The following is a 20,922-nucleotide window of genomic DNA, read 5'->3' as shown; positions in this document are numbered from 1 at the left end:
GTAGTCAAGCCAAAAAATAAACATTTTTCTAGCTCTGATAGGGTTTGTCTACGTTTTGAAATCTGGACTCTGTCAAGATTTTTTATAATTCTGTAATATTTCCTGTACGTAGATAAACGATCCACTCACAGATATTTTTGGCGTAATCACCGATTCGTTCAAGGTAGGAAATGACTTGGAAGTAATCACGTCCAGCAATCAAGGCCTCTGGATTTTTTTTGATTTCTTCTGTCGCCAAATCTTGAATGGTATTGTAGTATTGGTTGATGATTTCGTCATGAGCTGCAAGTTCATAGGCCTGCTCCATATCCCCTTCGTTGAGGTATAATTCCAAAGCAGATTCTACTAATCTTCGAACTTCTCGTCCCATTCTCTTAATTTCAGCTTCCACAACCTGAATACGGACTTCCCCTTTCATTCGAATAGCTGCTTCTGCAATAGATACCGCATGGTCACCCATACGCTCTAAGTCATTAGTGGCCTTCAAAACAGTGATAACCGTACGCAAGTCAGTTGATACTGGTTGTTGTAAAGCAATAATTTCAAGCGACTTTTTCTCTAGCTTAATTTCAAAAGCATTGATTTTGGCATCTGATTCGATGACTTCTTTGGCCAATTCACGGTCATGCGTGATGAAGGCTTGGACAGTATTATTGATTTGCCCCAGAACCTCATTTCCCATGGCATAAAACTGGTTGTGCAATTTGTCTAGTTCTTCTTCAAATTGTGTTCTTAGCATTGTGATTGTTCCTTTTTATTATCCAAATTTTCCTGTGATGTAATCTTCGGTTTCCTTATTACGAGGGTTCAAGAAGACTTGCTTGGTCTTATCGTATTCAATTAAATCCCCGTCTAGGAAGAAGCCTGTTCTGTCTGAAATCCGTGAGGCTTGCTGCATCGAACGCGTTACCAAGACCATAGTATACTTGTCTTTCAAGCCATATAAGGTGTCTTCAATTTTTCCTGCTGAAATCGGATCAAGCGCTGATGTCGGCTCATCGAGGAGGATAATTTTAGGACTGGTTGCAAGAACCCGCGCCACACAAACCCGTTGTTGCTGACCACCTGATAACCCAATCGCCGAATCGTGCAAGCGATCCTTGACTTCGTCCCAAATGGAGGCGCTTATTAAGGATTTCTCCACTGCTTCATCTAGAATCTGTTTGTCCTTGACACCGTTGATGCGTAAACCATAGACAACATTTTCATAAATGGTCATCGGGAAAGGATTGGGCTGTTGGAAAACCATACCAATTTCTTTGCGCAAATCAACCGTGTCAGTCCGCGGACTATAAATATTTCGACCATTGTAGTCAATCGCTCCTGTCAAGGTCACCTCAGGATTCAAATCCCCCATGCGGTTAATCGAACGCAAAAGAGTTGATTTCCCAGAACCCGACGGACCAATCAGAGCCGTGATTTCATTCGGATAAAAATCAATGGAAACATTGTTCAGAGCCTTTTTCTTATTGTAATAAACAGACAAGTCTTTGACTTGTAAAATCGGTGCTGTCATCAAAGTTCCTTTCTATCCAAAGTGTCCCGACACGTAGTCATTTGTTGATTGTAATTTGGCATTTTGGAAGATATTGGCGGTCTTGTCATACTCGATTAAATCTCCCAAGTAGAAGAAGGCTGTATAATCACTCGCACGGGCTGCTTGTTGCATATTGTGGGTCACAATGATAATAGTATAGTTCTTCTTCAGTTCAAACATGGTTTCTTCTAGTTGCATGGTCGCAATTGGGTCTAGCGCTGAGGCTGGCTCATCCATCAGCAAGATTTCAGGCTTAACTGAAATTGCCCTTGCAATACACAAGCGTTGCTGCTGTCCACCTGATAAGGTCAAAGCAGACTTATGAAGATCGTCTTTCACTTGATCCCAGAGAGCCGCTTGCTTGAGCGAGGTCTCTACAATCTCGTCCAAGACTTTTTTATCTTTTACACCTGCACGTTCATGGGCAAAGGTGATATTGCGATAAATGGATTTCGCAAATGGATTGGGACGCTGAAAGACCATGCCAATATGCTTGCGCATCTCATAGACATTGATTTCAGGACGGTTGACATCGACTCCCTCATAGAGAATTTCCCCAGTGACCTTAGCAATATCAATCGTATCGTTCATTCGGTTTAAACTCCGTAGATAGGTTGACTTACCAGATCCTGACGGCCCAATCAAGGCTGTAATTTTATGTTTTTCAAACTGCATATCAACACCCTTAATGGATTCCTTAGCGCCATAGTAGACGTGTAAATCCTTGGTTTCTAGGGCAATCTTCTCTTTTGGAAAGGTGATGATATGCTTTTCATTCCAATTATATTCTGCCATTGTTTCTCCTCTAATTTAGGTTGCAGATGTTAATTTCGCATGCAATTTCTTTCCGATATAGCGTGCAGAAACATTGAAAATCAAGATGAAAATCAGAAGAATAGCTGCACTACCAGCAGACACCTGAGTAGCATCTGGAATTGTTCCCTCACTATTGACCTTCCAGATATGAACTGCAAGGGTTTCTGACTGGCGGAAAATCGAAATCGGACTCGTCACACTAAGCGGATTCCAGTTAGACCAGTCAAGGGCTGGCGCTGATTGACCTGCTGTATAGATAAGGGCTGCTGCTTCTCCAAAGATACGACCAGAAGCAAGGACAATCCCTGTCACAATCCCTGGAAGTGCTTCTGGGATGACCACATGAAAGACCGTTTCCCAACGAGAAATTCCCAGAGCAAGACCTGCTTCACGCTGAGTATGGTGAACATGGCGCAAACTATCTTCGACATTGCGGGTCATTTGTGGCAAGTTAAAGACCGTCAGAGCAAGGGCACCTGATAAAATAGAAAATCCATACTGGAATTGCACAACGAAAATAAGATAACCAAACAAGCCAACAACGACAGACGGTAAAGAAGACAAAATCTCAATACAAGTCCGCACAAAGTTGGTCAAACGACCTTTTTTGGCATACTCCGCAAGATAGATCCCTGCTCCCATTGATAGCGGTACAGAAATCAAAAGCGTAATGACAAGAAGAAAGAAAGAATTATACAGTTGAATCCCAATCCCTCCACCTGCTTGATAGGAAGACGATTTCCCTGTAAGGAATGACCAGCTAACATGTGGCAAACCACGTAACAAGATGTAGAGAATAAGGGAAGTTAAGATTGCAACGATGATACCTGCAATGGAATACAAAATCCCAGTTGCCAATTTATCAACTTTTTTAGCGTGCATAGTTTCTCTTCCTTTCTCTCGTAATAAATTTCATAATCAAGTTAAAGACGAGGCTCATCAACAATAGGACGAGAGCCAGTGACCAAAGGACGTTGTTTTGCACCGTCCCCATAACGGTATTTCCAATCCCCATGGTAAGAACGGATGTCAAGGTTGCTGCTGGGGTAGTCAGAGAAGTTGGAACAACGGCTGAATTTCCTACAACCATTTGAATCGCAAGTGCTTCACCAAAGGCCCGTGCCATACCAAATACCACTGCAGTGAAAATACCCGACTTGGCAGCATGCAAGGTCACCCGCCAAATGGTTTGCCAGCGAGTCGCTCCCATAGCAAGGCTCGCTTCACGGTAATGACGAGGTACAGCACGCAAGCTATCAACCGTCATAAAGGTCACTGTCGGTAAAATCATAACAAAGAGAACAAAGACCCCTGATAGGATACCAAAACCTGTTCCACCAACGATTGAGCGAACAAAGGGCACTACGACCTGTAAACCGATAAACCCATAGACAACAGACGGAATACCGACCAACAGCTCTATAACGGGTTGCAAGATTTTCGCCCCGTACTTAGGCGATACTTCTGTCATGAAGACCGCCGCACCAATCGCAAACGGTGTTGCAATAATGGCAGATAAAATGGTCACGATGAAAGAGCCTGCAATCATCGGAAAAGCTCCAAAGGACTTAATGGCTGGCTTCCACGTGCTCCCAAATAAAAATTCAAAGATATTAACACCATTCACAAAGAAGGTCGATAAGCCACGTTGGGCAACAAAGAGCAAAATCATGGCCACGATAAAGACAATCAAGGCCAGGCAGAGAAAGGTGATGCTCTTGCCAAATTTCTCTAAGCGAGAATTTTTGGACGGAGAGAGCAATTCTTTGGCAAGTTGTTCATTTTTCATGCTTACTTTTTCTCCTTCACTGTACCGTCTGCAGTCTTTGTGACTTTCATGTCATTGACTGAGATATAGCCCATATCGACGACAATTCCTTTTTGAACCTTGTCAGACATGACATAGTCTAAGAATTCTTTTTCAAGACCAGTCGCCTCACCCATGGTATACATGTGCTCGTAAGACCAGATTGGCCAGTCATTGGTCACAACATTGTCCATAGTTGGCTCAAATCCATTTAACTGAATCGTTTTAACCGAATTATCAACGTAGGAAAAGGCAAGATACGAAATCGCACCTGGTGTTTGAGAGACAATGGATTTTACCATTCCATTTGAATCCTGCTCCAAACTTTGGGCTGCTTCTTCCCCTTTCATAACAACCGTATCAAAGGTCGCTCGAGAACCAGACCCCACCGCACGGTTGATAATGGAAATATCTAAATTTTTTCCGCCCAATTCTTTCCAGTTGGTGATTTCTCCTGTAAAAATCTTTTTCAGGTCTTCTAGGCTAATATTTTTCACATCGATTTCTTTGTTGACGATGACTGCGATACCTGCTACAGCAACTTGATAATCGACCAATTTGTCCGCATCAATCCCAGATTTTTCTTCGGCAAAAACATCGCTATTGCCAATCTGAACAGCTCCTGACTGAACTTGTGATAAGCCTGTACCAGATCCGCCCCCTTGGACATTGATGGTCTTACCTTGGTTTTCCATTCCAAATTCATCCGCTGCTGCTTCGACCAAGGGTTGAAGAGCTGTCGAGCCGACTGCTGTGATCGATTCTCCACGGTCAATCCATGAAGCGCAAGCAGATAAACTAAGGCTCGCTGAAAGACATAAGGCCAGTATGCCAAGCGTACGCTTTTGTTTCATTTTTCATATTTCCTTTACATTATTCTGTGGTTTTTCCTGTAATGGTTTTCACTAACGATTACAAGTCATTTACAGGAATTTTCCACATTTCCACTATATCATATAACATCTTAAGTTGCAAAGTATTTCTAAGCGATTTTTCTAGGAAAATCTGAGCCCTTTTGGAAAGGCATTTTTGAGGGTTCCTGAGACAATCTTGGCAAATCCGAGACCATTTCCAGCAACCGCAACTTGGTACCAGCCATTTGGCAAATCACTTGAAACAGCTACTGTTTGTCCAGCCACATACTGGATGAACTCTTCTTCTGAAATCTCCACCCGCTGCTTGACTTCCCCACTGTGTAGCGCTAATCCCAAGGCAAAACTTGGCTCAAAGCGTTTCTTTTTAAAGGTCCCTAAATGCAATCCGTTACGGGCAATTTTTACCTTTGACATATCAGGCAAGCCCTGGGGCAAGAGATACAGCTGGTCACCAAAGACTTGCAAGATTCCCTCTTCCTGAAAATTGAGGATATTCGTTGAAAATTCCTGCCATAATTGACTTTGTTCCCTACTAAGATTGGACTTGTTGCCCTTGTTTTTCTTGGTCGTTTGTGCCTCACCTGTATAGCGGAATTTAGCGACAAACTGCCCTTCGCCCTTAAACTGATGCGGATACATACGAGCTACTTCTTTTAAGCCAATGCCTTCTGACATGCCATTGATTTTCGGAATATCGACTAATTCGAGATCATAATGTTCCAAAAGCCAATGAACAATCTCTTCATTTTCTTCTGGTGCCCAAGTGCAGGTCGAATAAACCAAGTACCCACCTGTTGCCAGCATCTCTATAGCAGAAGCCAAAATCTCCTTTTGCAAGACCGCACATTCAATCGGGTAGTCCTTTGACCAATACTCCACGGCAGCTGGATCCTTACGAAACATCCCCTCTCCCGAACAAGGCGCGTCTAGAACTATCATATCAAAATATCCTGCAAATACCCTTGCTAAACGCTCAGCAGATTCATTGGTTACAAGGACATTGCGCGCCCCAAAGCGTTCGATATTTTCAACCAATATTTTCGAGCGTTTTTTGGATATTTCATTGCTGACGAGAATCCCTTTATTGTCTAGATAAGAAAGAAGGTGAGTAGATTTACCACCTGGTGCTGCTGCTAAGTCTAGCACTTTCATGCCAGGTGCAGGTGCTGCAACCTGTCCAACGATTTGAGCAGCAGGCTCTTGTGAATAAACGAGTCCTGTGACGTGCGCTGCTGATTTCCCAGACACTTTTCCATAGTAGGACCAAGGCATTTGTTCAATTTTTTCGTCAAATGACTGCTGGCTTTCCTTTAGAGGATTAACCCGAAAACCAGATATGGCAGGTGCGTCAAAACTCTCAAAAAAGGCTGGTGCTTCCGCACCCAGCAATTGTTCGTATTTCTCTTTAAAGTCTCTCGGTAATGACATCACTGTAAATACCCTTTTATTTCTCTTATTTTTTCAGTCGGAGCAAGTATCACACATTCACGGCCGTAAAATGCTGGTTTTGCTCCCTTTGTCGTCATCAAGGTATAGCCCAACTTTTCACCTAAAATACTCGCCGCGGCATAGTCCCAAGGATAGACATAGGAAGCCTGTGCCAACAATCGACCGGTCAAAACATGAGAAAAACTAATACCTGCACTACCAATCGAGCGAGTCCCTAAAGTCTGGTCTGCAAAATCAGCTAACCCGTCGACATTCTGAGCATAAAGCCCAGCATTTAGTCCGACCAAACCCTCTTTCAAGGACTTAGATTTAAAATGCGCTAGAAGACGATCATTTTCATAGACTGGAAAACGACCGCCACCGTGATAGAGCTTATCTTCTATAACATTGTAAATAAACCCAAACTGCCCGACACCATTTTCAAAATAGGCCAGCAAAATCGCAAAATCAGCCTGCTGAACAATGAAATTGGTCGTGCCGTCAATCGGATCAATCACCCAGACCTTGCCTTGCCCCATAGGCTCGTGTTCAGGACTTTCTTCTCCAAGAATGCGGTCTGTCGGATAACGTGTCAAGATACAATCTGTCAAGCGTGTTTGTACCGCCTTATCCAGCTGGGTCACTAAATCTGTAAAATGTCCTTTTTCCTCAATTTCCAACTCATCATGCAGGTGTTGTCTTAAAAAATCTCCAGCTTCAAGGACCATTTCTTTTGCAAATTGGTATTTATCTTCCAAGAGAAATCACTCCTTTTCCTTGTTCTTTTGCCTGCTTCACAGCGCGATAAGTCGAATAGCCTGAGGCTACTTCAAATTCTCGGTCGATTCGTCGTTCTTCACCCTTGCTTTTCACAATGGTTTTAAACTGGTCATAGGCTTCTAAAAGAGCTTGAGCTGTCACACCACCTTCGTAGGCTTTTTCCACCTGATTCAAAAAAGAAAGCACGGAGGAAAGCTCCTCTGTGCTCCACGAAAAATCAAGTGGATAGGAATAATTTTTGTCCATATCTATACTTGTCCTATCTCCGCTTTTAATGTTGCATTTTTTAATTCTTGCTTGCGATATTTCCGTGGTAAAAAGGCCCGGATTTCATCCTCGTTAAACCCAATTTGCATACGTTTTTCATCTAAAATAATGGGGCGGCGTAGCAAACTTGGATAGGCAGCAATCAATTCAATCAATTCTGAAATCGATAGTTCTTCGACATCAACATTGAGCTTTTGAAAAACCTTTGAACGTGTCGAAATCAAATCATCTGTACCATTTTCAGTTAAGGCTAGAATATTCTTCAATTCCTCTGTCGTCAAGGGACTGGTCATAATATTATGCTCGGAAAAAGGTACCTGATGATTGGTTAACCATGCCCTAGCTTTACGACAGCTGGTACAGCTTGGTGATAAAAATAATGTAATCATAAGCATACCTTTCTATTTTATTCTCTCAACCTCTATTATACACTAGATAAAAGCGTTTTACAAGATAAAATCCGATTTATCCTTGTTTATCCCGTGATAAATCATCTAATTTGGCTTCTAAACGTTGTAAGATTAAATTTTGTTCTTCAATTTTGTGATTTAATTCATCAATCTTGGCATCCCGCTCACTATCAACGAAAAAGCGTGTGATAATGGCCGTCACCATCCCGAAGGTCAAAATGCCAATCAGCATGAGGACAATGGCAATGACTTTTGCAATTGCCGTCTGCGGCACAATGTCCCCGTAACCAACCGTTGTCATGGTCACAATTGACCACCAAAGAGAGTTTAAAAAGGACTCCCTTTCAACAATTGTGAGGACACTACTTGCTACCATGACTGCTACAAAGTTGAGGACTAAGATTTTTGAAAGACCATTGGTATTCATCAGTTTGCGCAAAATCTCCCAGAGCTTGCTGGAAACCGCAATCAAGCGCGTGAATTTTAGCAAACCAACCAATTTGGCAAAGCGCGCAATTCGTCCAATTCTGAAAAAAGCTGCCAGTTGAACAAAAGGCAAAATCGCAATCAAGTCAAGGAGATTATTGCGAATATATCTCCCTTTATTGTCGGCATAATACAGATTACTACTATAATCAAACACAAAAATAGCCCAAAGCATGGTATCAAAAATATGATAAAAGAGACTTTGAGCAGAAATAAGTGCTAACATTTCACTAACAATCAGTAAAACGTAGAGCACAGCCATCACAATCATCGCTACCTCATAGCGCGAATCTTTTATGATTTTCTTAATCATGATCCTTCCAAGTGAGCGCAATCCGCTCATCTTCTTTCATTTGTGTCATGAGGGCATCAATGCCATCAAATTTAATCATATCACGAATTTTTTCTAGCCAGTAAATCGTGATGTTTTCTCCATAGATATAGCGCTCAAATCCGAAAATATGAGCTTCTAAACGTAGTTCAGTTCCATCAAAGGTAATATTTTTTCCGACGCTCGCCATAGCCCGATAGCGTTTCCCAGAAATCGCAACGTCTGCTACATAGACCCCGTCGCCCGGTAGATGTACTGCGTCAATCGGAGCTAGATTGGCGGTGGGATAACCAATCATCCGTCCACGCGCATCACCATGTACAACAATCCCTCTTGTCTCAAAGGGATAGCCCAATAATTGATTGGCTTCGTGTACATTTCCTTCTTGGACTGCCTTACGAATCCGAGTGGACGATACTTTTTCGCCTTTCAATTGCACTTCACCGACCACTTCGACTTCTCCGTCAAACATTTCTTTTAACTCTACAACCGTTGCCCTCGTATTCCCAAAATGATAATCAAAGCCAACAACCACGACACGCGCCTCTAAGGCCTGGATATAATTTTCAATAAAAGCTTGCGGTGTCGTCGCAGCAAAACCGCTCGTAAAATCCGTCAGGTAAAGCTGGTCAACGCCAGACTCTTCAAAAAGTTGATAGCGGCGCTCTTCGCTTGTCAAATGACGAAGCAAGTCAGGACTAAAGCGGGTAAAAGCCAGACGAGGTGACTCTGGAAAGGTCAGAACAGTTACCGTCAATCCACGTTGATCTGCTATTGCACGTGCCTTATCTAACAAGGCCTTATGTCCCAAATGAATGCCGTCAAAATACCCCAATACCAATACGGTGTCTCCTTGGGGCTGAATGTCTTTATAATCGTTTATGGTTATCCGTTTCATCATTGTATTATTGTATCATAAAGCTCTGAAAAAGACCTAGATAAAAACCTTTCTAGGCTTATAGGATCCTTCTCTTTTTTCTAACATGGCAACTAATTGCCCTTCAAAGAAAGCAGCAAGGACATTTTCTGACCTATCTAGTACCACAAAACGCCCATGTTTTACATCCGTTACTTCTTCTTCCGTCAGCAAAACTGTTGGTACATCGCCAATTCCTTGCTCAATCGGTTGCAAAAATGTGACATCATCCATTTCCACTAAGTGAGCAATTTCTTCAATGGTCAACGCATCTGCAATCACCATGCCTGAAGAACCTGTCCGCACCAAATGAGACATATGGCTAGCAAAACCGAGCTGAGTTCCTAAGTCCACGGACAAGGTACGCACATAAGTTCCTTTACTACAACGCACACGAAAGGAAAAGCGTACACAGTCATTTTCAAAAAGGAGTGGGCTAATCCGATCAAACTGATAGATGTCTACCTGACGCTCAGGTCGCTCAACTGTTTCCCCAGCTCGTGCATATTCGTAGAGCTTGCGGCCATTGACCTTAACTGCCGAATACATAGGAGGAATCTGGGTGATTGTTCCGACAAACCCTTGCATAGCTTGGTCGATTTCTTCTTCCGTCAAAGTCATTGGAATTGCAGTCCGCTCCACCACTTCACCAGACGCATCTTCTGTTGTTGTTGAAAATCCAAGCGTGATTTCGCCCTCGTAGACTTTCCCTTCTTCCTGCATATATTCAATGAGGCGGGTCGCTTTTCCAACTGCAATTGGCAAGACCCCTGTCACATCGGGGTCAAGGGTGCCACCGTGTCCAATCTTCTTTTCTCTTAAAATCTTACGTAGTTTAAATACCACATCATGCGAGGTCATCCCCGCTTCTTTTTTTACATTGATAATTCCTGAAAGCATAGTCCTATTATAGCATAGAAATGGAATTAAGGTTGAACAAAAAATTCCCTCTTACTTATCAAGGTTCATAAAAGCAGATTGCCAGATTCTTTGCTTCACACTTCTTATTTCTTACAATGGATAAGCAAACCCCACTGAGGTTTTCTCAAAGCCATAGTGTTCATAAAACCGGTGGGCTATCTGTCGCTCCTCTCCCAAACCACTATTTAAGGCTAGAGTCTGACAGCCTGTTTCTTTACCAATCTGCTTGACCCTATCGAGCAAGGCTGTTGCAATTCCTTGATGGCGATACTGACTATCGACAACCAAGGCTAGTATCCGCAAGTAAGCACCATTTCTTTCAAAAAAGTACATCTTGGCATAGCCAACTAGACCAAGAACCTGTTCTTCTTCATAGACTAACAATTCGTAGTCTGGTTGTGCCAAAAGGGAGGACAAACGCTCATTCAACTCTTCAATCTGACTAGGATAGCCCAACTCTAGTAGTAACTGCTGACACGCTAGAACATCCTTCTCTTTGTAGCTACGAATCATTACTTCTCCTTTAGGGCATCAAACTTAGCTTTCATGGTTGGATTTTTGCGAGTTAGCTTTTTGACGGAAACGTCTTCTAATTTATTATTGGCAAGACGCAACTGATTTTCACTGGTTGTGAGGGCAGCCTTGACCGCTTCCATGCGCTTAATGGCCTTGTCAATCTCATCAATCGCCTTTTGGAAATTACTACTAGCAGACTGGTAGTTTTTGGCAAAGGCAGTTTTAAAAACTTCCAAATCCTCTTCAAAATGGGTGATGTCGATATTCTGTTCTCTGACCAGAGCCAATTCCTGCTTGTATTTGAGGGCATTCATGGCAGCATTGCGTAAAATCCCAATCAGCTGAATGAAAAACTGGGGCCGGATAACATACATCTTTTCATATTTGTGGCTAACATCGACAATCCCTGTATTGTAGTAGTCATTATCGGCTTCAAGCATGGTCACCAAAACCGCATATTCACAGTCCTTTTCCCGACGGTCCTTGTCCAATTCCTTGAAAAAATCTTCGTTCTTGTGCTTTTTCACCGTTTCATCCGCTTCATTTTTCATCTCAAACATAATGGAGAGAATTTCTACCCCACTCTCATCCACTTCGCGGTAAATATAATCACCTTTTGATCCACGGCTAGACACTAGATTATCCTTTTCAAAGTAGGCATTGGGAAAGGCCAGATGACGAACCTTGTTAAATTCTGCTTCTGCATACAATTCCAAACTTTCTCCAATCGCCTTAGTGGATTGCTGGGCCTTAAAGTTCTTGTAAAATTCAACCTGCTCATTCGCCGCCTTTAATTGGAGTTCAAATTCTTGCTTGGTCGTGGCTAATGCCAATTCCTGTTTTTGCTCCTGCAAGAGCAATTCTGTTTTAACCGCATCACGTTCTTTTTCCATTGAAGCGAGAGCCAGTTGCCACTCATTATCCTTTTCCAGACGAATTTTCTCCACCTGAGCTTCGAGAGACAGGATTTCCTGCTCCTTTTGGGACAAGGCAGAGCGAATTTCTAGTTCTGTCTTATTTTCTGCCTGTTCCAACTTGGCAGCCAGCTCTACGATTTCTTTATCCCGCTCAGCTAATTGGCGGTGCAAATCATTTTTAGCCTTTTCCTCAACCAATTCTGTTTCACGTACTAAGCGTTCATGCAATTCTTTTTCAAATTCTGCCCCACGGACTTGTGCTAATAGTTGACTGTACTCTGTTTCATTAACTTGAAAGGCAACCCCACAATGAGGACATGTTAGTGTCTGCATACTCTTCTCCTTGCTTCTTTCGAACTACTATCTCTAGTATAGCAAAAAACACTCGAAAATTCCGAGGTTTTGTTGTGTCGTACTCCTATTATAAACTCTCCGTTCTAATAGGAAGTAAGCATTTTTCAACAATTTCCGTATTTTGTCCATTTTTCAGTTTTAATTATTTCCAATTTCAAGTCTTTTCCTATATAATAATAGGGTTAAGAGATGTGATAGAAAGGTGGAGATAATGACCTTACCAATTTTTTTGGAGTTGGTGGAAATCAAAGCGAAAACAGCGAGTATCTTGCCCTTTTTGATTGGGATTTGTTTTAGCTACTATGTCTATGGCGAATTACAACCCCTCTATGTTGGCTGGTACTTTATCGCAATGCTCTTGTTCAACATGTTTGTCGATGTGTGGGATAATTACAACGACTATCGGCATGCCTTGGATCAAGATTATCAAGCAAAAACCAATATCATCGGGCGGGAAAACCTATCCTTGCGCTCAGTAGAACGGATCATGTTGGTCCTCTTTACTGTTTCATTCCTCATTGGATTGATCTTAGCATGGTTTGTCGGTTGGCCCTTACTCATCATGGGAGGATTTTGCTACGCTGTTGGAATCTTTTATTCATCCGGTCCAAAACCCTTATCGAGTCTGCCTTTAGGAGAAGTATTTTCTGGCTTTACAATGGGATTTATGATCAGTCTCATCTGTGTCTACCTCAATACAGCTCCTGACTTTGATTGGAGCTTCAGGGCTCTTGCGCAGATTTTTCTGATTTCTCTTCCCAATACCCTTTGGATTGCCAATCTGATGTTGGCCAATAACCTCTGCGATAAGGAAGAAGATGAGCGAAATCACCGCTATACCCTGGTTCATTATATTGGAATCAAAGGAGGACTCTCTCTATTTGCGATTGCAAATGGAATGGCGCTACTTGCGATTGTCTGTCAAGTCTGGTTGAAAATTGCTCCAATAACGAGTTTAGTAAGTTTACTCTTACTGCCCTTTGTCATCAAGCAAACTAGGCTCCTCTGGCAAAAACAAGTCAAATCAGACACATTTCCATGTGCCATCAAGATTTTAGCCTTGGGCTCAACGATTCAAGTTCTCACCTACGCCCTTGGAATTATTTTATGTTAGAAAGAAGTGTATTGTACATGAAAGAAATTCTAGTATTAGGAGCGGGCTACGCTGGCTTGAAAGCTGTCCGCAGATTACAAAAAGAAACAGGTGATTTCCATATCACCCTCGTCGATCGTAATCCCTATCACTATGAAGCGACTGAACTGCATGAAGTCGCAGCTGGTTCTCACTCGAAGGAAAAGATTTCCTTCCCTATTCAAGAAGTTGTAAATAGTAATCGGGTAACCTTTATTCAAGACCAAGCCCTCTCTGTTGACCGAAAAGAGCAAACTGTGAACTTGAAAACAAAGGGCACTCTTCGCTATGATTACCTTGTGGTTGCTCTTGGCTTTACTTCAGAAACCTTCGGTATCAAAGGGGCTATGGAAAACGCCCTCCAAATGGTCGACATTGATACAGCTGGAGCCATTCATCAACATATTATTCAACAAATGGCTACCTATCGTGCAACAAAAGATGAACGTCATCTCCGCCTCTTGATTTGTGGTGCTGGTTTTACAGGAATTGAACTAGCAGGGGCTTTCGTCGATGAACGTAAACGCTACGCAGATTTAGCAGGTGTCAGCCCAGAAAAGATTGAGATTGTCTGTGTGGAAGCAGCAACGAGCATTCTACCAATGTTTGATGACGACTTGCGCAACTATGCTTTGAACTTGATTGACAGCTTGGGCATTCGCCTTATGACAGGCTGCATGATTAAGGAGATTACACCAGGTCAAGTCCTCTATGCAACAGAGCAGACTGGTGAAGAATTGCAAGCGATTGAGGCTTCTACGATTGTCTGGACAACAGGTGTCAGCGGTAGCCCTGTAATGGCTGAGTCAGGCTTTGAGCAACGTCGTGGTCGTGTCGTCATCAAACCTGACCTACGCGATCCCGACTATGACAATGTCTATATTGTCGGTGACGTATCTGCCTTTATGGATCCTAAGACCAATCGCCCTTATCCAACGACAGCTCAGATTGCCACTCAGATGGGTAAACACGTCGCAACCAACCTGCTCCACCAATTAAAAGGCGAAGCCCTTGAACCTTTTGTCTATCACTCACAAGGAACGGTCGCCTCTGTCGGCAATACCCACGGCCTTGGTCTTGCCTTTAACAAAAAAGTCAAAGGCTATCCTGCTTCAGTGATTAAAAAGGCGATTATGAACAAATCTCTCCTTGATATGGGAGGATTGAAAGAATTGATGGCTCACGGTCGCTTTGACCTCTATCATTAAGTCGTCAAACGTACTATTATAGTAATAATCTGTATTCACAGCTCAGCAACTCTAATCTAGAGCTTATGAATGCAGGTTCTAAGAAAAGAAATTTTAGGACAGAAATGAGAGCGCACTCTCGTTTCTGAATTGGAGGATATTATGACGATAGAAACCTTGGCTCGTCTGCAATTTGCGATGACCACTATCTTTCACTTCTTCTTTGTACCCTTTACGATCGGTACAGCCTTGGTTGTAGCAATTATGGAAACCTGCTACGTGGTAACCAACAAAGAAGAATATAAAAAGTTAACCAAATTCTGGGGCAATATCATGCTGCTTAGTTTCGCAGTCGGTGTGGTAACAGGGATTATTCAGGAATTCCAATTCGGAATGAACTGGTCTGATTATTCCCGCTTCGTTGGGGATATTTTCGGAGCCCCTCTTGCAGTTGAGGCTCTCTTTGCCTTCTTTATGGAGTCCACTTTCTTAGGGCTTTGGATGTTCACTTGGGAAAATAAAAAAATCAGCAAAAAACTCCACGCTGCCTTCATCTGGTTGGTGGTATTTGGTTCCTTAATGTCTGCTATGTGGATTTTGATTGCCAATAGCTTCATGCAGCACCCAGTCGGCTATGAAGTCGTAAATGGTCGTGCGCAGATGACAGACTTCGGTGCTTTGATTACCAATCCACAGTTCATCTACGAATACAGCCACGTTATTACAGGGGCGATTACCATGGGTGGCATTCTCGTAGCTGGTATGTCTGCTTTCCGTCTCTTGAAAAAGGAAAGCCTAACAGAAACCACTCAAGCCCTCTATAAAAAATCAATCCGTATCGGCTTAATCGTCTCTCTCATCGGCTCTATCTCTGTTCTTGGAGCAGGCGATGTGCAGATGCAAGCTCTGATTGAAGATCAACCGATGAAATTTGCAGCTATGGAAGGGGACTATGAAGATTCTGGTGACCCTGCTGCCTGGACTGTTGTAGCTTGGGCTGATGAAGCCAAGCACAAACAAGTCTTCGGTGTCAAAATTCCGTATATGCTCAGTATCCTGTCTTACCATAAGCTGTCTGGTTCTGTCAAAGGAATGGATACTGCTAATGAAGAATTGATTGCCCAATATGGCGACCGCAACTACTTCCCAATGGTCAACCTACTCTTTTACGGCTTCCGTATCATGGCTGGCTTTGGAACCTTGATGCTACTTGTCTCAGCATTAGGACTCTTTTGGACTAGAAAGAAAAATCCAGTCCTATATGAAAAGAAATGGATGCTCTGGCTGGTTGCTCTCACAACCTTTGCCCCATTTTTAGCCAATACCTTCGGTTGGGTTGTAGCAGAACAAGGTCGCTACCCTTGGACCGTTTACGGACTCTTTACCATTGAACAAAGTGTATCACCAAACGTGTCTGTTACATCCTTGACAGTATCAAACATCGTCTACTTCATCTTGTTCACTGGTCTTGCAACTACGATGATCACACTCGTTATCCGTGAATTACAACACGGACCTGACTACCAACATGAAGGACTCCACATCGGTGGCTATTCTTCTGTCGATGCATTTAACAAGGAGGCATTCTAAATGAGTAACTTACAATTATTATGGTTCTTTCTCATTGGCCTACTCTTTTCTGGCTTCTTCTTCCTTGAAGGATTTGACTTTGGGGTAGGAATGGCTGTTCAATCACTTGCCAAAAATGAGTTGGAAAAAGATCAGATTGTCGAAACCATTGGCCCTGTTTGGGACGGAAATGAAGTCTGGCTCTTAACCGCAGGTGGTGCTATGTTTGCCTCTTTCCCTTACTGGTACGCTTCACTGTTTAGTGGCTACTACCTCATCTTGTTGGTTATCTTAGTCGGCTTGATTATCCGTGGCGTTTCCTTTGAATTCCGCCACAAAGTACCTAGTCATGAAAAGCAACGTTGGAACTGGACCTTATCAATAGGCTCCTTCGTCGTACCATTCTTCTTCGGTATCATGTTTATCAGCTTGGTGCAAGGCATGCCAATCGATGAAAATGGAAATATGTCTGCCCACTTTGGCAATTACTTCAACCTTTTTTCAATCGTTGGTGGCGTGGCGATGGTGCTCTTGACCTATCTACATGGTTTGAACTATATCAGTCTCAAGACAGACGGAGCTATTCGCATGCGTGCACGTCAATACGCTCAAAAACTCTACCTTGTCCTTTATCTTGGCTTAGTAGCCTTTGCAGTCTTGCTTTTTTTCAAGACAGACTTCTTTAAACTACACCTTGTACCAACCTTGGTCTTGGTGGTTGCGATTGTCGTTCTTACAGTTGTCGCTCACCTGTCTGTTATTAAGAAGGCAGAAATGACAGCCTTTCTTGCAAGTGGCTTGTCACTTGTCACAGTTGTTGTTCTCTTATTCCAAGGACTCTTTCCACGTGTGATGATTAGCTCTATCAGCTCCAAATACGACTTGCTGATTGAATCAGCTTCCTCATCACCTTACACCCTTGGCATCATGTCTATGGTGGCTCTTACCTTGGTACCGTTTGTCTTAGCGTACACTGCTTGGACCTACTACATCTTTAGAAAACGTATTACCTTACCAGGTCTCGGAACGGAGGAGCATCATGCTGGATAAAGCTGTCATGCGCTTGTCCGGTGTTCATAAACTACTCGGATTGCTTGCAGGATTAGACATCCTTCAGGCAATCTTTATTATCGGACAGGCCGCGGGACTCAGTCAGGCCATTACAGGTGTCTGGGAGGGAAATGCCCTACAAAGCCAACTCCTACCTGCTACCTGCTTTTTCATCTCCTATCTGGGGCGCCACCTCATCAACTACATCAAAGATGAACGCTTAGATCGCTTCTCTAGCCAACAAGCACGTCTTCTACGAGGCCAATTGCTACGCAAACTCTTTGAACTAGGCCCTCACATCGTGCAAAAAGAAGGCTCTGGAAATGTCATCACCATGACCTTAGACGGGATTGCTCTGGTTGAAAATTACCTACACCTAATTTTAAATAAAATGATGAATATGAGCATCATTCCTTGGGTTATCTTAGCCTTTATCTTTTACCTAGACTGGAAATCTGGCTTGGTCTTGCTCATCGTCTTTCCCATTATCATCCTGTTTATGATTATCTTGGGATATGCCGCGCAAGCGCGGGCTAATCGTCAGTACGCCCAGTATCAACTACTGTCCAATCACTTTTTGGATACGCTCCGTGGGCTTGACACCTTGAAATTCTTCGGTCGCAGCAAGCCCTATGCGAAGAACATTTACCAGACCAGCGAAAATTTCCGTAAGGCAACCATGAGCGCCTTGAGAATTGGCATTTTGTCTACCTTTGCACTCGACTTCTTTACAACCTTATCAATTGCGGTCGTTGCTGTTCTTCTAGGACTTCGCTTGATTAACGGGCAGATGCTACTCTTTCCTGCCTTGACCATTCTCATCTTAGCTCCTGAGTATTTCCTTCCAGTTCGTGATTTTTCAAGCGACTATCATGCGACCTTGGACGGGAAAAATGCCATGCAGAGTATTCAACAGATTTTACAGACCAAAAGTATCCGCGAAGAACAAGTACAACTTGCGCCTTGGTCTGAAAATAGTCAGCTCACCTTGGACAAGATTTCTCTTGCCTACGAAGACAAAAAGCTGTTTGACGGAACATCACTCACCCTTTCTGGCTATCAAAAAATCGGGATTATCGGTATGAGCGGTTCTGGAAAATCCAGTCTTATCAATCTCTTGAGCGGATTTTTAGGACCTAAAGATGGTAAGATGCAAATAGATGGGATAGAGCTTGCTAATCTAAATCAGGAAGATTGGCGCAAGCAACTGCTCTACATTCCGCAACATCCCTACGTCTTTGAAATGAACCTCCGAGACAATATCACCTTTTATACACCATCTGCAAGCGATACAGAAGTCCGAGAGGCCATTTCTGTTGTCGGCTTAGACGAGCTGGTAAAAAGCCTGCCAGAAGGACTTGACACCCGCATCGGAAACGGTGCACGCCCTCTAAGTGGCGGTCAGGCGCAGCGGATTGCCCTTGCGCGAGCCTTTCTCGATAAAGAGCGCCGCATTCTGCTACTCGATGAGCCAACTGCCCACCTCGATATTGAAACGGAGTTAGAGCTCAAGGAAAAAATGCTCCCTCTAATGGACAATCGCTTAGTGCTTCTTGCCACCCACCGTCTCCACTGGCTCCACCAAATGGACTATATCTTGGTGCTGGAGCAGGGACAAATCGTGGAAACAGGAACCTATGAAGAACTCCTAGCCAAAAAGGGCGCCTTGTATCACCTAAAAACTGCAATGGGAGGAAGCCATGACTAACATTCCCTTACTTCGTGTCATGAGAAAGGACTACTGGGTCAAACCATTTTTCAAACAGTACAAGCTGGCGCTTGCAGCTGCCTTGTTTCTTGGCTTTTTGACCTTTTTTAGTGCTGGTGCTCTCATGTTTATTTCAGGCTTTCTCATTAGTAAGTCAGCCTCTCTGCCGACCAATATTCTGTTGGTCTACATTCCCATTGTCCTCACACGGACCTTTGGAATTGCAAGACCAGTCTTTCGCTACTTGGAGCGCTTGACTAGTCACAACTGGGTCCTCAAAATGACCTCCAAACTCCGCCTCAAGCTCTACCAAACCTTGGAGCAGGATGCGATTTTTATCAAGCGTGATTTCCGACTCGGAGATGTCATCGGACTCCTTTCTGAAGACATCAATCACCTGCAAAATCTTTATCTACGCACGATTTTTCCAACGGTGATTGCTTGGATTCTCTATGTCTTTATCGTGGTGGCCCTCGGCTTCTTTTCTTGGTGGTTCGCCCTCTTTATGTTGCTATATTTAGCCATTCTCATCTTTCTGTTTCCCTTGGTATCTGTCCTCGTCAATGGTGCGAGACAGCAAAAAGAAAAGACCTTGAAAAATGGTCTTTATACAGAATTGACAGACAATATCTTAGGAATTTCCGACTGGATTTTCAGTCAGCGGGGGCAAGAATATGTCGCTCTCCATGAACATTCCCAAGACCAACTCATGGGCGTTCAAGCCAAGATGAAGGCTTTTCAAAACCAGCGGGCTCTTCTCTTTGAAATAGCTTACGGCTTCTTAATTCTAATCACCTTTATCTGGGCGAGCGGACGGTTTACAGGTAACCATGGCGGAGAAGCCAACTGGGTAGCAGCCTTTGTACTCTCCCTTCTTCCCATTATCGATGCATTTGCAGGCTTGTCCACTGCCAGCCAAGAAACCAACAGCTATGCGGATTCGATTGAACGGCTCAATGCCCTGCCAAGTTTACGAACGAATGTAACAGCAAATCAAACACCACAAGCTCAAGCTCCTTATGATTTTAAAATTGAAAAACTAAGCTTTCATTATCCTAATGATGAAAAATTAGTGCTAGACCAGTTGGAGTTAACCATTCCTCAGGGACAAAAGCTAGCTATTCTCGGTCGAAGCGGTTCAGGAAAAAGTACCCTTGCGACCCTCTTGCGCGGAGACTTAACGCCTAGCGCAGGACAAATCCTCTTTGGAGGTATACCTGTGACTACTATCTGCGAAGACATTCCGTCCTACATCGGCGTGATTCAGCAAGCTCCTTACCTCTTTCGTACTAGCCTTTTAAACAATATCCGTCTGGGAAATGAAGCGGCTAGCCTCGAGCAAGTCTGGCAGGTGCTAGAGCGTGTGGGCTTAAAGGAAATGGTCGAAAAACTACCGCAGGGACTGGATACTATGGTAGACGAAGCTGGCCTACGTTTCTCAGGTGGCGAACGGCACCGCATCGCCCTTGCCCGCATTCTACTAAAAGAAACCCCCGTCGTGATTCTCGATGAGCCAACTGTTGGGTTAGATCCGATTACCGAAAAGCAGGTCTTGACTACCTTTATGGAAGAACTCAAAGACAAAACCGTCATCTGGATCACCCACCATTTGAAGGGGATTGAATACGCAGATCAGGTCATCTTCCTTGAAAATGGGAAACTCGAAATGGCTGGAAGCCCAGCTTCTCTCGCAGAAACCAGTCCACGTTTCCGACAACTCAAAGCAGTTGATGATGGGGATTTGCAATACTAAAAGAAAACAGATGTTAACATGTAAAAAGAGGTTGGTTTGCCAACCTCTTTTCTATCTCCTTTTCTCCAGAAGCAGAGTTTCAACAAAAACTATCAGACTTAGAGAGGCTAGAAAGCTCAAACTCAATGAAAAAGGTACAGACTTGAAACGAAAGAAAGGCTT

At 43.4% G+C, this 20,922-nt stretch carries 21 protein-coding genes; 6 read left to right on the top strand and 15 right to left on the bottom strand.

Annotation, left to right across the window (positions count from 1 at the left end; translation table 11 throughout):
- Positions 1 to 82 precede the first annotated feature (82 nt).
- From phoU to CHF41_RS06745, 15 genes are all read right to left on the bottom strand, one after another.
- Positions 83 to 739: a phosphate signaling complex protein PhoU gene (gene phoU / locus CHF41_RS06815; protein WP_119876572.1), complete on the bottom strand. Its 657-nt coding sequence runs from the start codon at positions 737 to 739 to the stop codon at positions 83 to 85.
- 18 nt (positions 740 to 757) lie between these two features.
- The gene (gene pstB / locus CHF41_RS06810) at positions 758 to 1,516 is read right to left on the bottom strand and encodes a phosphate ABC transporter ATP-binding protein PstB (protein ID WP_119876571.1); all 759 of its coding nucleotides are present in this window, start codon (positions 1,514 to 1,516) and stop codon (positions 758 to 760) included.
- A gap of 12 nt (positions 1,517 to 1,528) precedes the next feature.
- Positions 1,529 to 2,332 carry a phosphate ABC transporter ATP-binding protein PstB gene (pstB, locus tag CHF41_RS06805; RefSeq protein ID WP_119876570.1) on the bottom strand — a complete coding sequence of 268 codons (804 nt, stop codon included), beginning with the start codon at positions 2,330 to 2,332 and terminating at the stop codon, positions 1,529 to 1,531.
- Between the two features lie 15 nt (positions 2,333 to 2,347).
- The gene (gene pstA, locus CHF41_RS06800) at positions 2,348 to 3,235 is read right to left on the bottom strand and encodes a phosphate ABC transporter permease PstA (protein ID WP_119876569.1); all 888 of its coding nucleotides are present in this window, start codon (positions 3,233 to 3,235) and stop codon (positions 2,348 to 2,350) included.
- The gene (pstC, locus tag CHF41_RS06795; protein ID WP_119876568.1) at positions 3,225 to 4,142 is read right to left on the bottom strand and encodes a phosphate ABC transporter permease subunit PstC; all 918 of its coding nucleotides are present in this window, start codon (positions 4,140 to 4,142) and stop codon (positions 3,225 to 3,227) included. Before pstC ends, pstA begins: the two co-directional genes overlap by 11 nt.
- A 2-nt stretch (positions 4,143 to 4,144) precedes the next feature.
- Positions 4,145 to 5,014 carry a phosphate ABC transporter substrate-binding protein PstS family protein gene (locus tag CHF41_RS06790; protein WP_119876567.1) on the bottom strand — a complete coding sequence of 290 codons (870 nt, stop codon included), beginning with the start codon at positions 5,012 to 5,014 and terminating at the stop codon, positions 4,145 to 4,147.
- A gap of 141 nt (positions 5,015 to 5,155) precedes the next feature.
- Positions 5,156 to 6,463, bottom strand: a complete 1,308-nt coding sequence (locus CHF41_RS06785) for an RsmF rRNA methyltransferase first C-terminal domain-containing protein (protein ID WP_119876566.1) — start codon at positions 6,461 to 6,463, stop codon at positions 5,156 to 5,158.
- Complete coding sequence (locus tag CHF41_RS06780) at positions 6,463 to 7,221, bottom strand: inositol monophosphatase family protein (RefSeq protein ID WP_119876565.1); 759 nt, start codon at positions 7,219 to 7,221, stop codon at positions 6,463 to 6,465. The genes CHF41_RS06785 and CHF41_RS06780 overlap by 1 nt, the downstream gene beginning before the upstream one ends.
- Positions 7,211 to 7,489, bottom strand: a complete 279-nt coding sequence (locus tag CHF41_RS06775) for a UPF0223 family protein (RefSeq protein ID WP_119876564.1) — start codon at positions 7,487 to 7,489, stop codon at positions 7,211 to 7,213. Before CHF41_RS06775 ends, CHF41_RS06780 begins: the two co-directional genes overlap by 11 nt.
- Positions 7,490 to 7,491: 2 nt before the next feature.
- A complete protein-coding gene (locus CHF41_RS06770; RefSeq protein WP_119876563.1) occupies positions 7,492 to 7,899 on the bottom strand; it encodes a Spx/MgsR family RNA polymerase-binding regulatory protein in 408 nt (135 codons plus the stop codon).
- Positions 7,900 to 7,975: 76 nt separating this feature from the next.
- Positions 7,976 to 8,719, bottom strand: coding sequence for a potassium channel family protein (locus CHF41_RS06765; RefSeq protein WP_119876562.1), 744 nt, complete (start codon positions 8,717 to 8,719; stop codon positions 7,976 to 7,978).
- Positions 8,712 to 9,635 carry a bifunctional riboflavin kinase/FAD synthetase gene (locus tag CHF41_RS06760; protein ID WP_119877160.1) on the bottom strand — a complete coding sequence of 308 codons (924 nt, stop codon included), beginning with the start codon at positions 9,633 to 9,635 and terminating at the stop codon, positions 8,712 to 8,714. The genes CHF41_RS06765 and CHF41_RS06760 overlap by 8 nt, the downstream gene beginning before the upstream one ends.
- Before the next feature lie 36 nt (positions 9,636 to 9,671).
- Positions 9,672 to 10,553, bottom strand: a complete 882-nt coding sequence (gene truB, locus CHF41_RS06755) for a tRNA pseudouridine(55) synthase TruB (RefSeq protein WP_119876561.1) — start codon at positions 10,551 to 10,553, stop codon at positions 9,672 to 9,674.
- A 111-nt stretch (positions 10,554 to 10,664) separates the two neighbouring features.
- Positions 10,665 to 11,087 carry a GNAT family N-acetyltransferase gene (locus CHF41_RS06750; RefSeq protein ID WP_119876560.1) on the bottom strand — a complete coding sequence of 141 codons (423 nt, stop codon included), beginning with the start codon at positions 11,085 to 11,087 and terminating at the stop codon, positions 10,665 to 10,667.
- Complete coding sequence (locus CHF41_RS06745) at positions 11,087 to 12,340, bottom strand: DUF2130 domain-containing protein (RefSeq protein ID WP_119876559.1); 1,254 nt, start codon at positions 12,338 to 12,340, stop codon at positions 11,087 to 11,089. The genes CHF41_RS06750 and CHF41_RS06745 overlap by 1 nt, the downstream gene beginning before the upstream one ends.
- A gap of 232 nt (positions 12,341 to 12,572) precedes the next feature.
- Here CHF41_RS06745 and CHF41_RS06740 point away from each other — a divergent pair, with 232 nt between their 5' ends.
- The 6 genes from CHF41_RS06740 (at position 12,573) to cydC (ending at position 20,760) form a co-directional block, all read left to right on the top strand.
- Positions 12,573 to 13,475, top strand: coding sequence for a prenyltransferase (locus tag CHF41_RS06740; protein WP_119876558.1), 903 nt, complete (start codon positions 12,573 to 12,575; stop codon positions 13,473 to 13,475).
- Positions 13,476 to 13,492: 17 nt separating this feature from the next.
- The gene (locus CHF41_RS06735; protein ID WP_119877159.1) at positions 13,493 to 14,701 is read left to right on the top strand and encodes an NAD(P)/FAD-dependent oxidoreductase; all 1,209 of its coding nucleotides are present in this window, start codon (positions 13,493 to 13,495) and stop codon (positions 14,699 to 14,701) included.
- Between the two features lie 141 nt (positions 14,702 to 14,842).
- Positions 14,843 to 16,270 carry a cytochrome ubiquinol oxidase subunit I gene (locus CHF41_RS06730; protein WP_119876557.1) on the top strand — a complete coding sequence of 476 codons (1,428 nt, stop codon included), beginning with the start codon at positions 14,843 to 14,845 and terminating at the stop codon, positions 16,268 to 16,270.
- On the top strand, positions 16,271 to 17,299 hold the full coding sequence (cydB, locus tag CHF41_RS06725; RefSeq protein WP_119876556.1) for a cytochrome d ubiquinol oxidase subunit II: 1,029 nt from the start codon (positions 16,271 to 16,273) through the stop codon (positions 17,297 to 17,299). It begins immediately after the preceding gene.
- Positions 17,289 to 19,007 carry a thiol reductant ABC exporter subunit CydD gene (gene cydD / locus CHF41_RS06720; protein ID WP_119876555.1) on the top strand — a complete coding sequence of 573 codons (1,719 nt, stop codon included), beginning with the start codon at positions 17,289 to 17,291 and terminating at the stop codon, positions 19,005 to 19,007. The genes cydB and cydD overlap by 11 nt, the downstream gene beginning before the upstream one ends.
- A complete protein-coding gene (gene cydC / locus CHF41_RS06715) occupies positions 19,000 to 20,760 on the top strand; it encodes a thiol reductant ABC exporter subunit CydC (protein ID WP_119876554.1) in 1,761 nt (586 codons plus the stop codon). Before cydD ends, cydC begins: the two co-directional genes overlap by 8 nt.
- Positions 20,761 to 20,922 lie beyond the last annotated feature (162 nt).

This window comes from Streptococcus respiraculi, from assembly GCF_003595525.1.
Taxonomy (GTDB): domain Bacteria; phylum Bacillota; class Bacilli; order Lactobacillales; family Streptococcaceae; genus Streptococcus; species Streptococcus respiraculi.
This window is presented reverse-complemented; position numbering and strand designations above follow the sequence as displayed.

Bases quoted from the DNA above. Each gene is read 5' to 3' on its own strand.
- phoU (WP_119876572.1), bottom strand. From the start codon at position 739: ATGCTAAGAACACAATTTGAAGAAGAACTAGACAAATTGCACAACCAG.
- pstB (WP_119876571.1), bottom strand. From the start codon at position 1,516: ATGACAGCACCGATTTTACAAGTCAAAGACTTGTCTGTTTATTACAAT.
- pstB (WP_119876570.1), bottom strand. From the start codon at position 2,332: ATGGCAGAATATAATTGGAATGAAAAGCATATCATCACCTTTCCAAAA.
- pstA (WP_119876569.1), bottom strand. From the start codon at position 3,235: ATGCACGCTAAAAAAGTTGATAAATTGGCAACTGGGATTTTGTATTCC.
- pstC (WP_119876568.1), bottom strand. From the start codon at position 4,142: ATGAAAAATGAACAACTTGCCAAAGAATTGCTCTCTCCGTCCAAAAAT.
- CHF41_RS06790 (WP_119876567.1), bottom strand. From the start codon at position 5,014: ATGAAACAAAAGCGTACGCTTGGCATACTGGCCTTATGTCTTTCAGCG.
- CHF41_RS06785 (WP_119876566.1), bottom strand. From the start codon at position 6,463: ATGTCATTACCGAGAGACTTTAAAGAGAAATACGAACAATTGCTGGGT.
- CHF41_RS06775 (WP_119876564.1), bottom strand. From the start codon at position 7,489: ATGGACAAAAATTATTCCTATCCACTTGATTTTTCGTGGAGCACAGAG.
- CHF41_RS06770 (WP_119876563.1), bottom strand. From the start codon at position 7,899: ATGATTACATTATTTTTATCACCAAGCTGTACCAGCTGTCGTAAAGCT.
- CHF41_RS06765 (WP_119876562.1), bottom strand. From the start codon at position 8,719: ATGATTAAGAAAATCATAAAAGATTCGCGCTATGAGGTAGCGATGATT.
- CHF41_RS06760 (WP_119877160.1), bottom strand. From the start codon at position 9,635: ATGAAACGGATAACCATAAACGATTATAAAGACATTCAGCCCCAAGGA.
- truB (WP_119876561.1), bottom strand. From the start codon at position 10,553: ATGCTTTCAGGAATTATCAATGTAAAAAAAGAAGCGGGGATGACCTCG.
- CHF41_RS06750 (WP_119876560.1), bottom strand. From the start codon at position 11,087: ATGATTCGTAGCTACAAAGAGAAGGATGTTCTAGCGTGTCAGCAGTTA.
- CHF41_RS06745 (WP_119876559.1), bottom strand. From the start codon at position 12,340: ATGCAGACACTAACATGTCCTCATTGTGGGGTTGCCTTTCAAGTTAAT.
- CHF41_RS06740 (WP_119876558.1), top strand. From the start codon at position 12,573: ATGACCTTACCAATTTTTTTGGAGTTGGTGGAAATCAAAGCGAAAACA.
- CHF41_RS06735 (WP_119877159.1), top strand. From the start codon at position 13,493: ATGAAAGAAATTCTAGTATTAGGAGCGGGCTACGCTGGCTTGAAAGCT.
- CHF41_RS06730 (WP_119876557.1), top strand. From the start codon at position 14,843: ATGACGATAGAAACCTTGGCTCGTCTGCAATTTGCGATGACCACTATC.
- cydB (WP_119876556.1), top strand. From the start codon at position 16,271: ATGAGTAACTTACAATTATTATGGTTCTTTCTCATTGGCCTACTCTTT.
- cydD (WP_119876555.1), top strand. From the start codon at position 17,289: ATGCTGGATAAAGCTGTCATGCGCTTGTCCGGTGTTCATAAACTACTC.
- cydC (WP_119876554.1), top strand. From the start codon at position 19,000: ATGACTAACATTCCCTTACTTCGTGTCATGAGAAAGGACTACTGGGTC.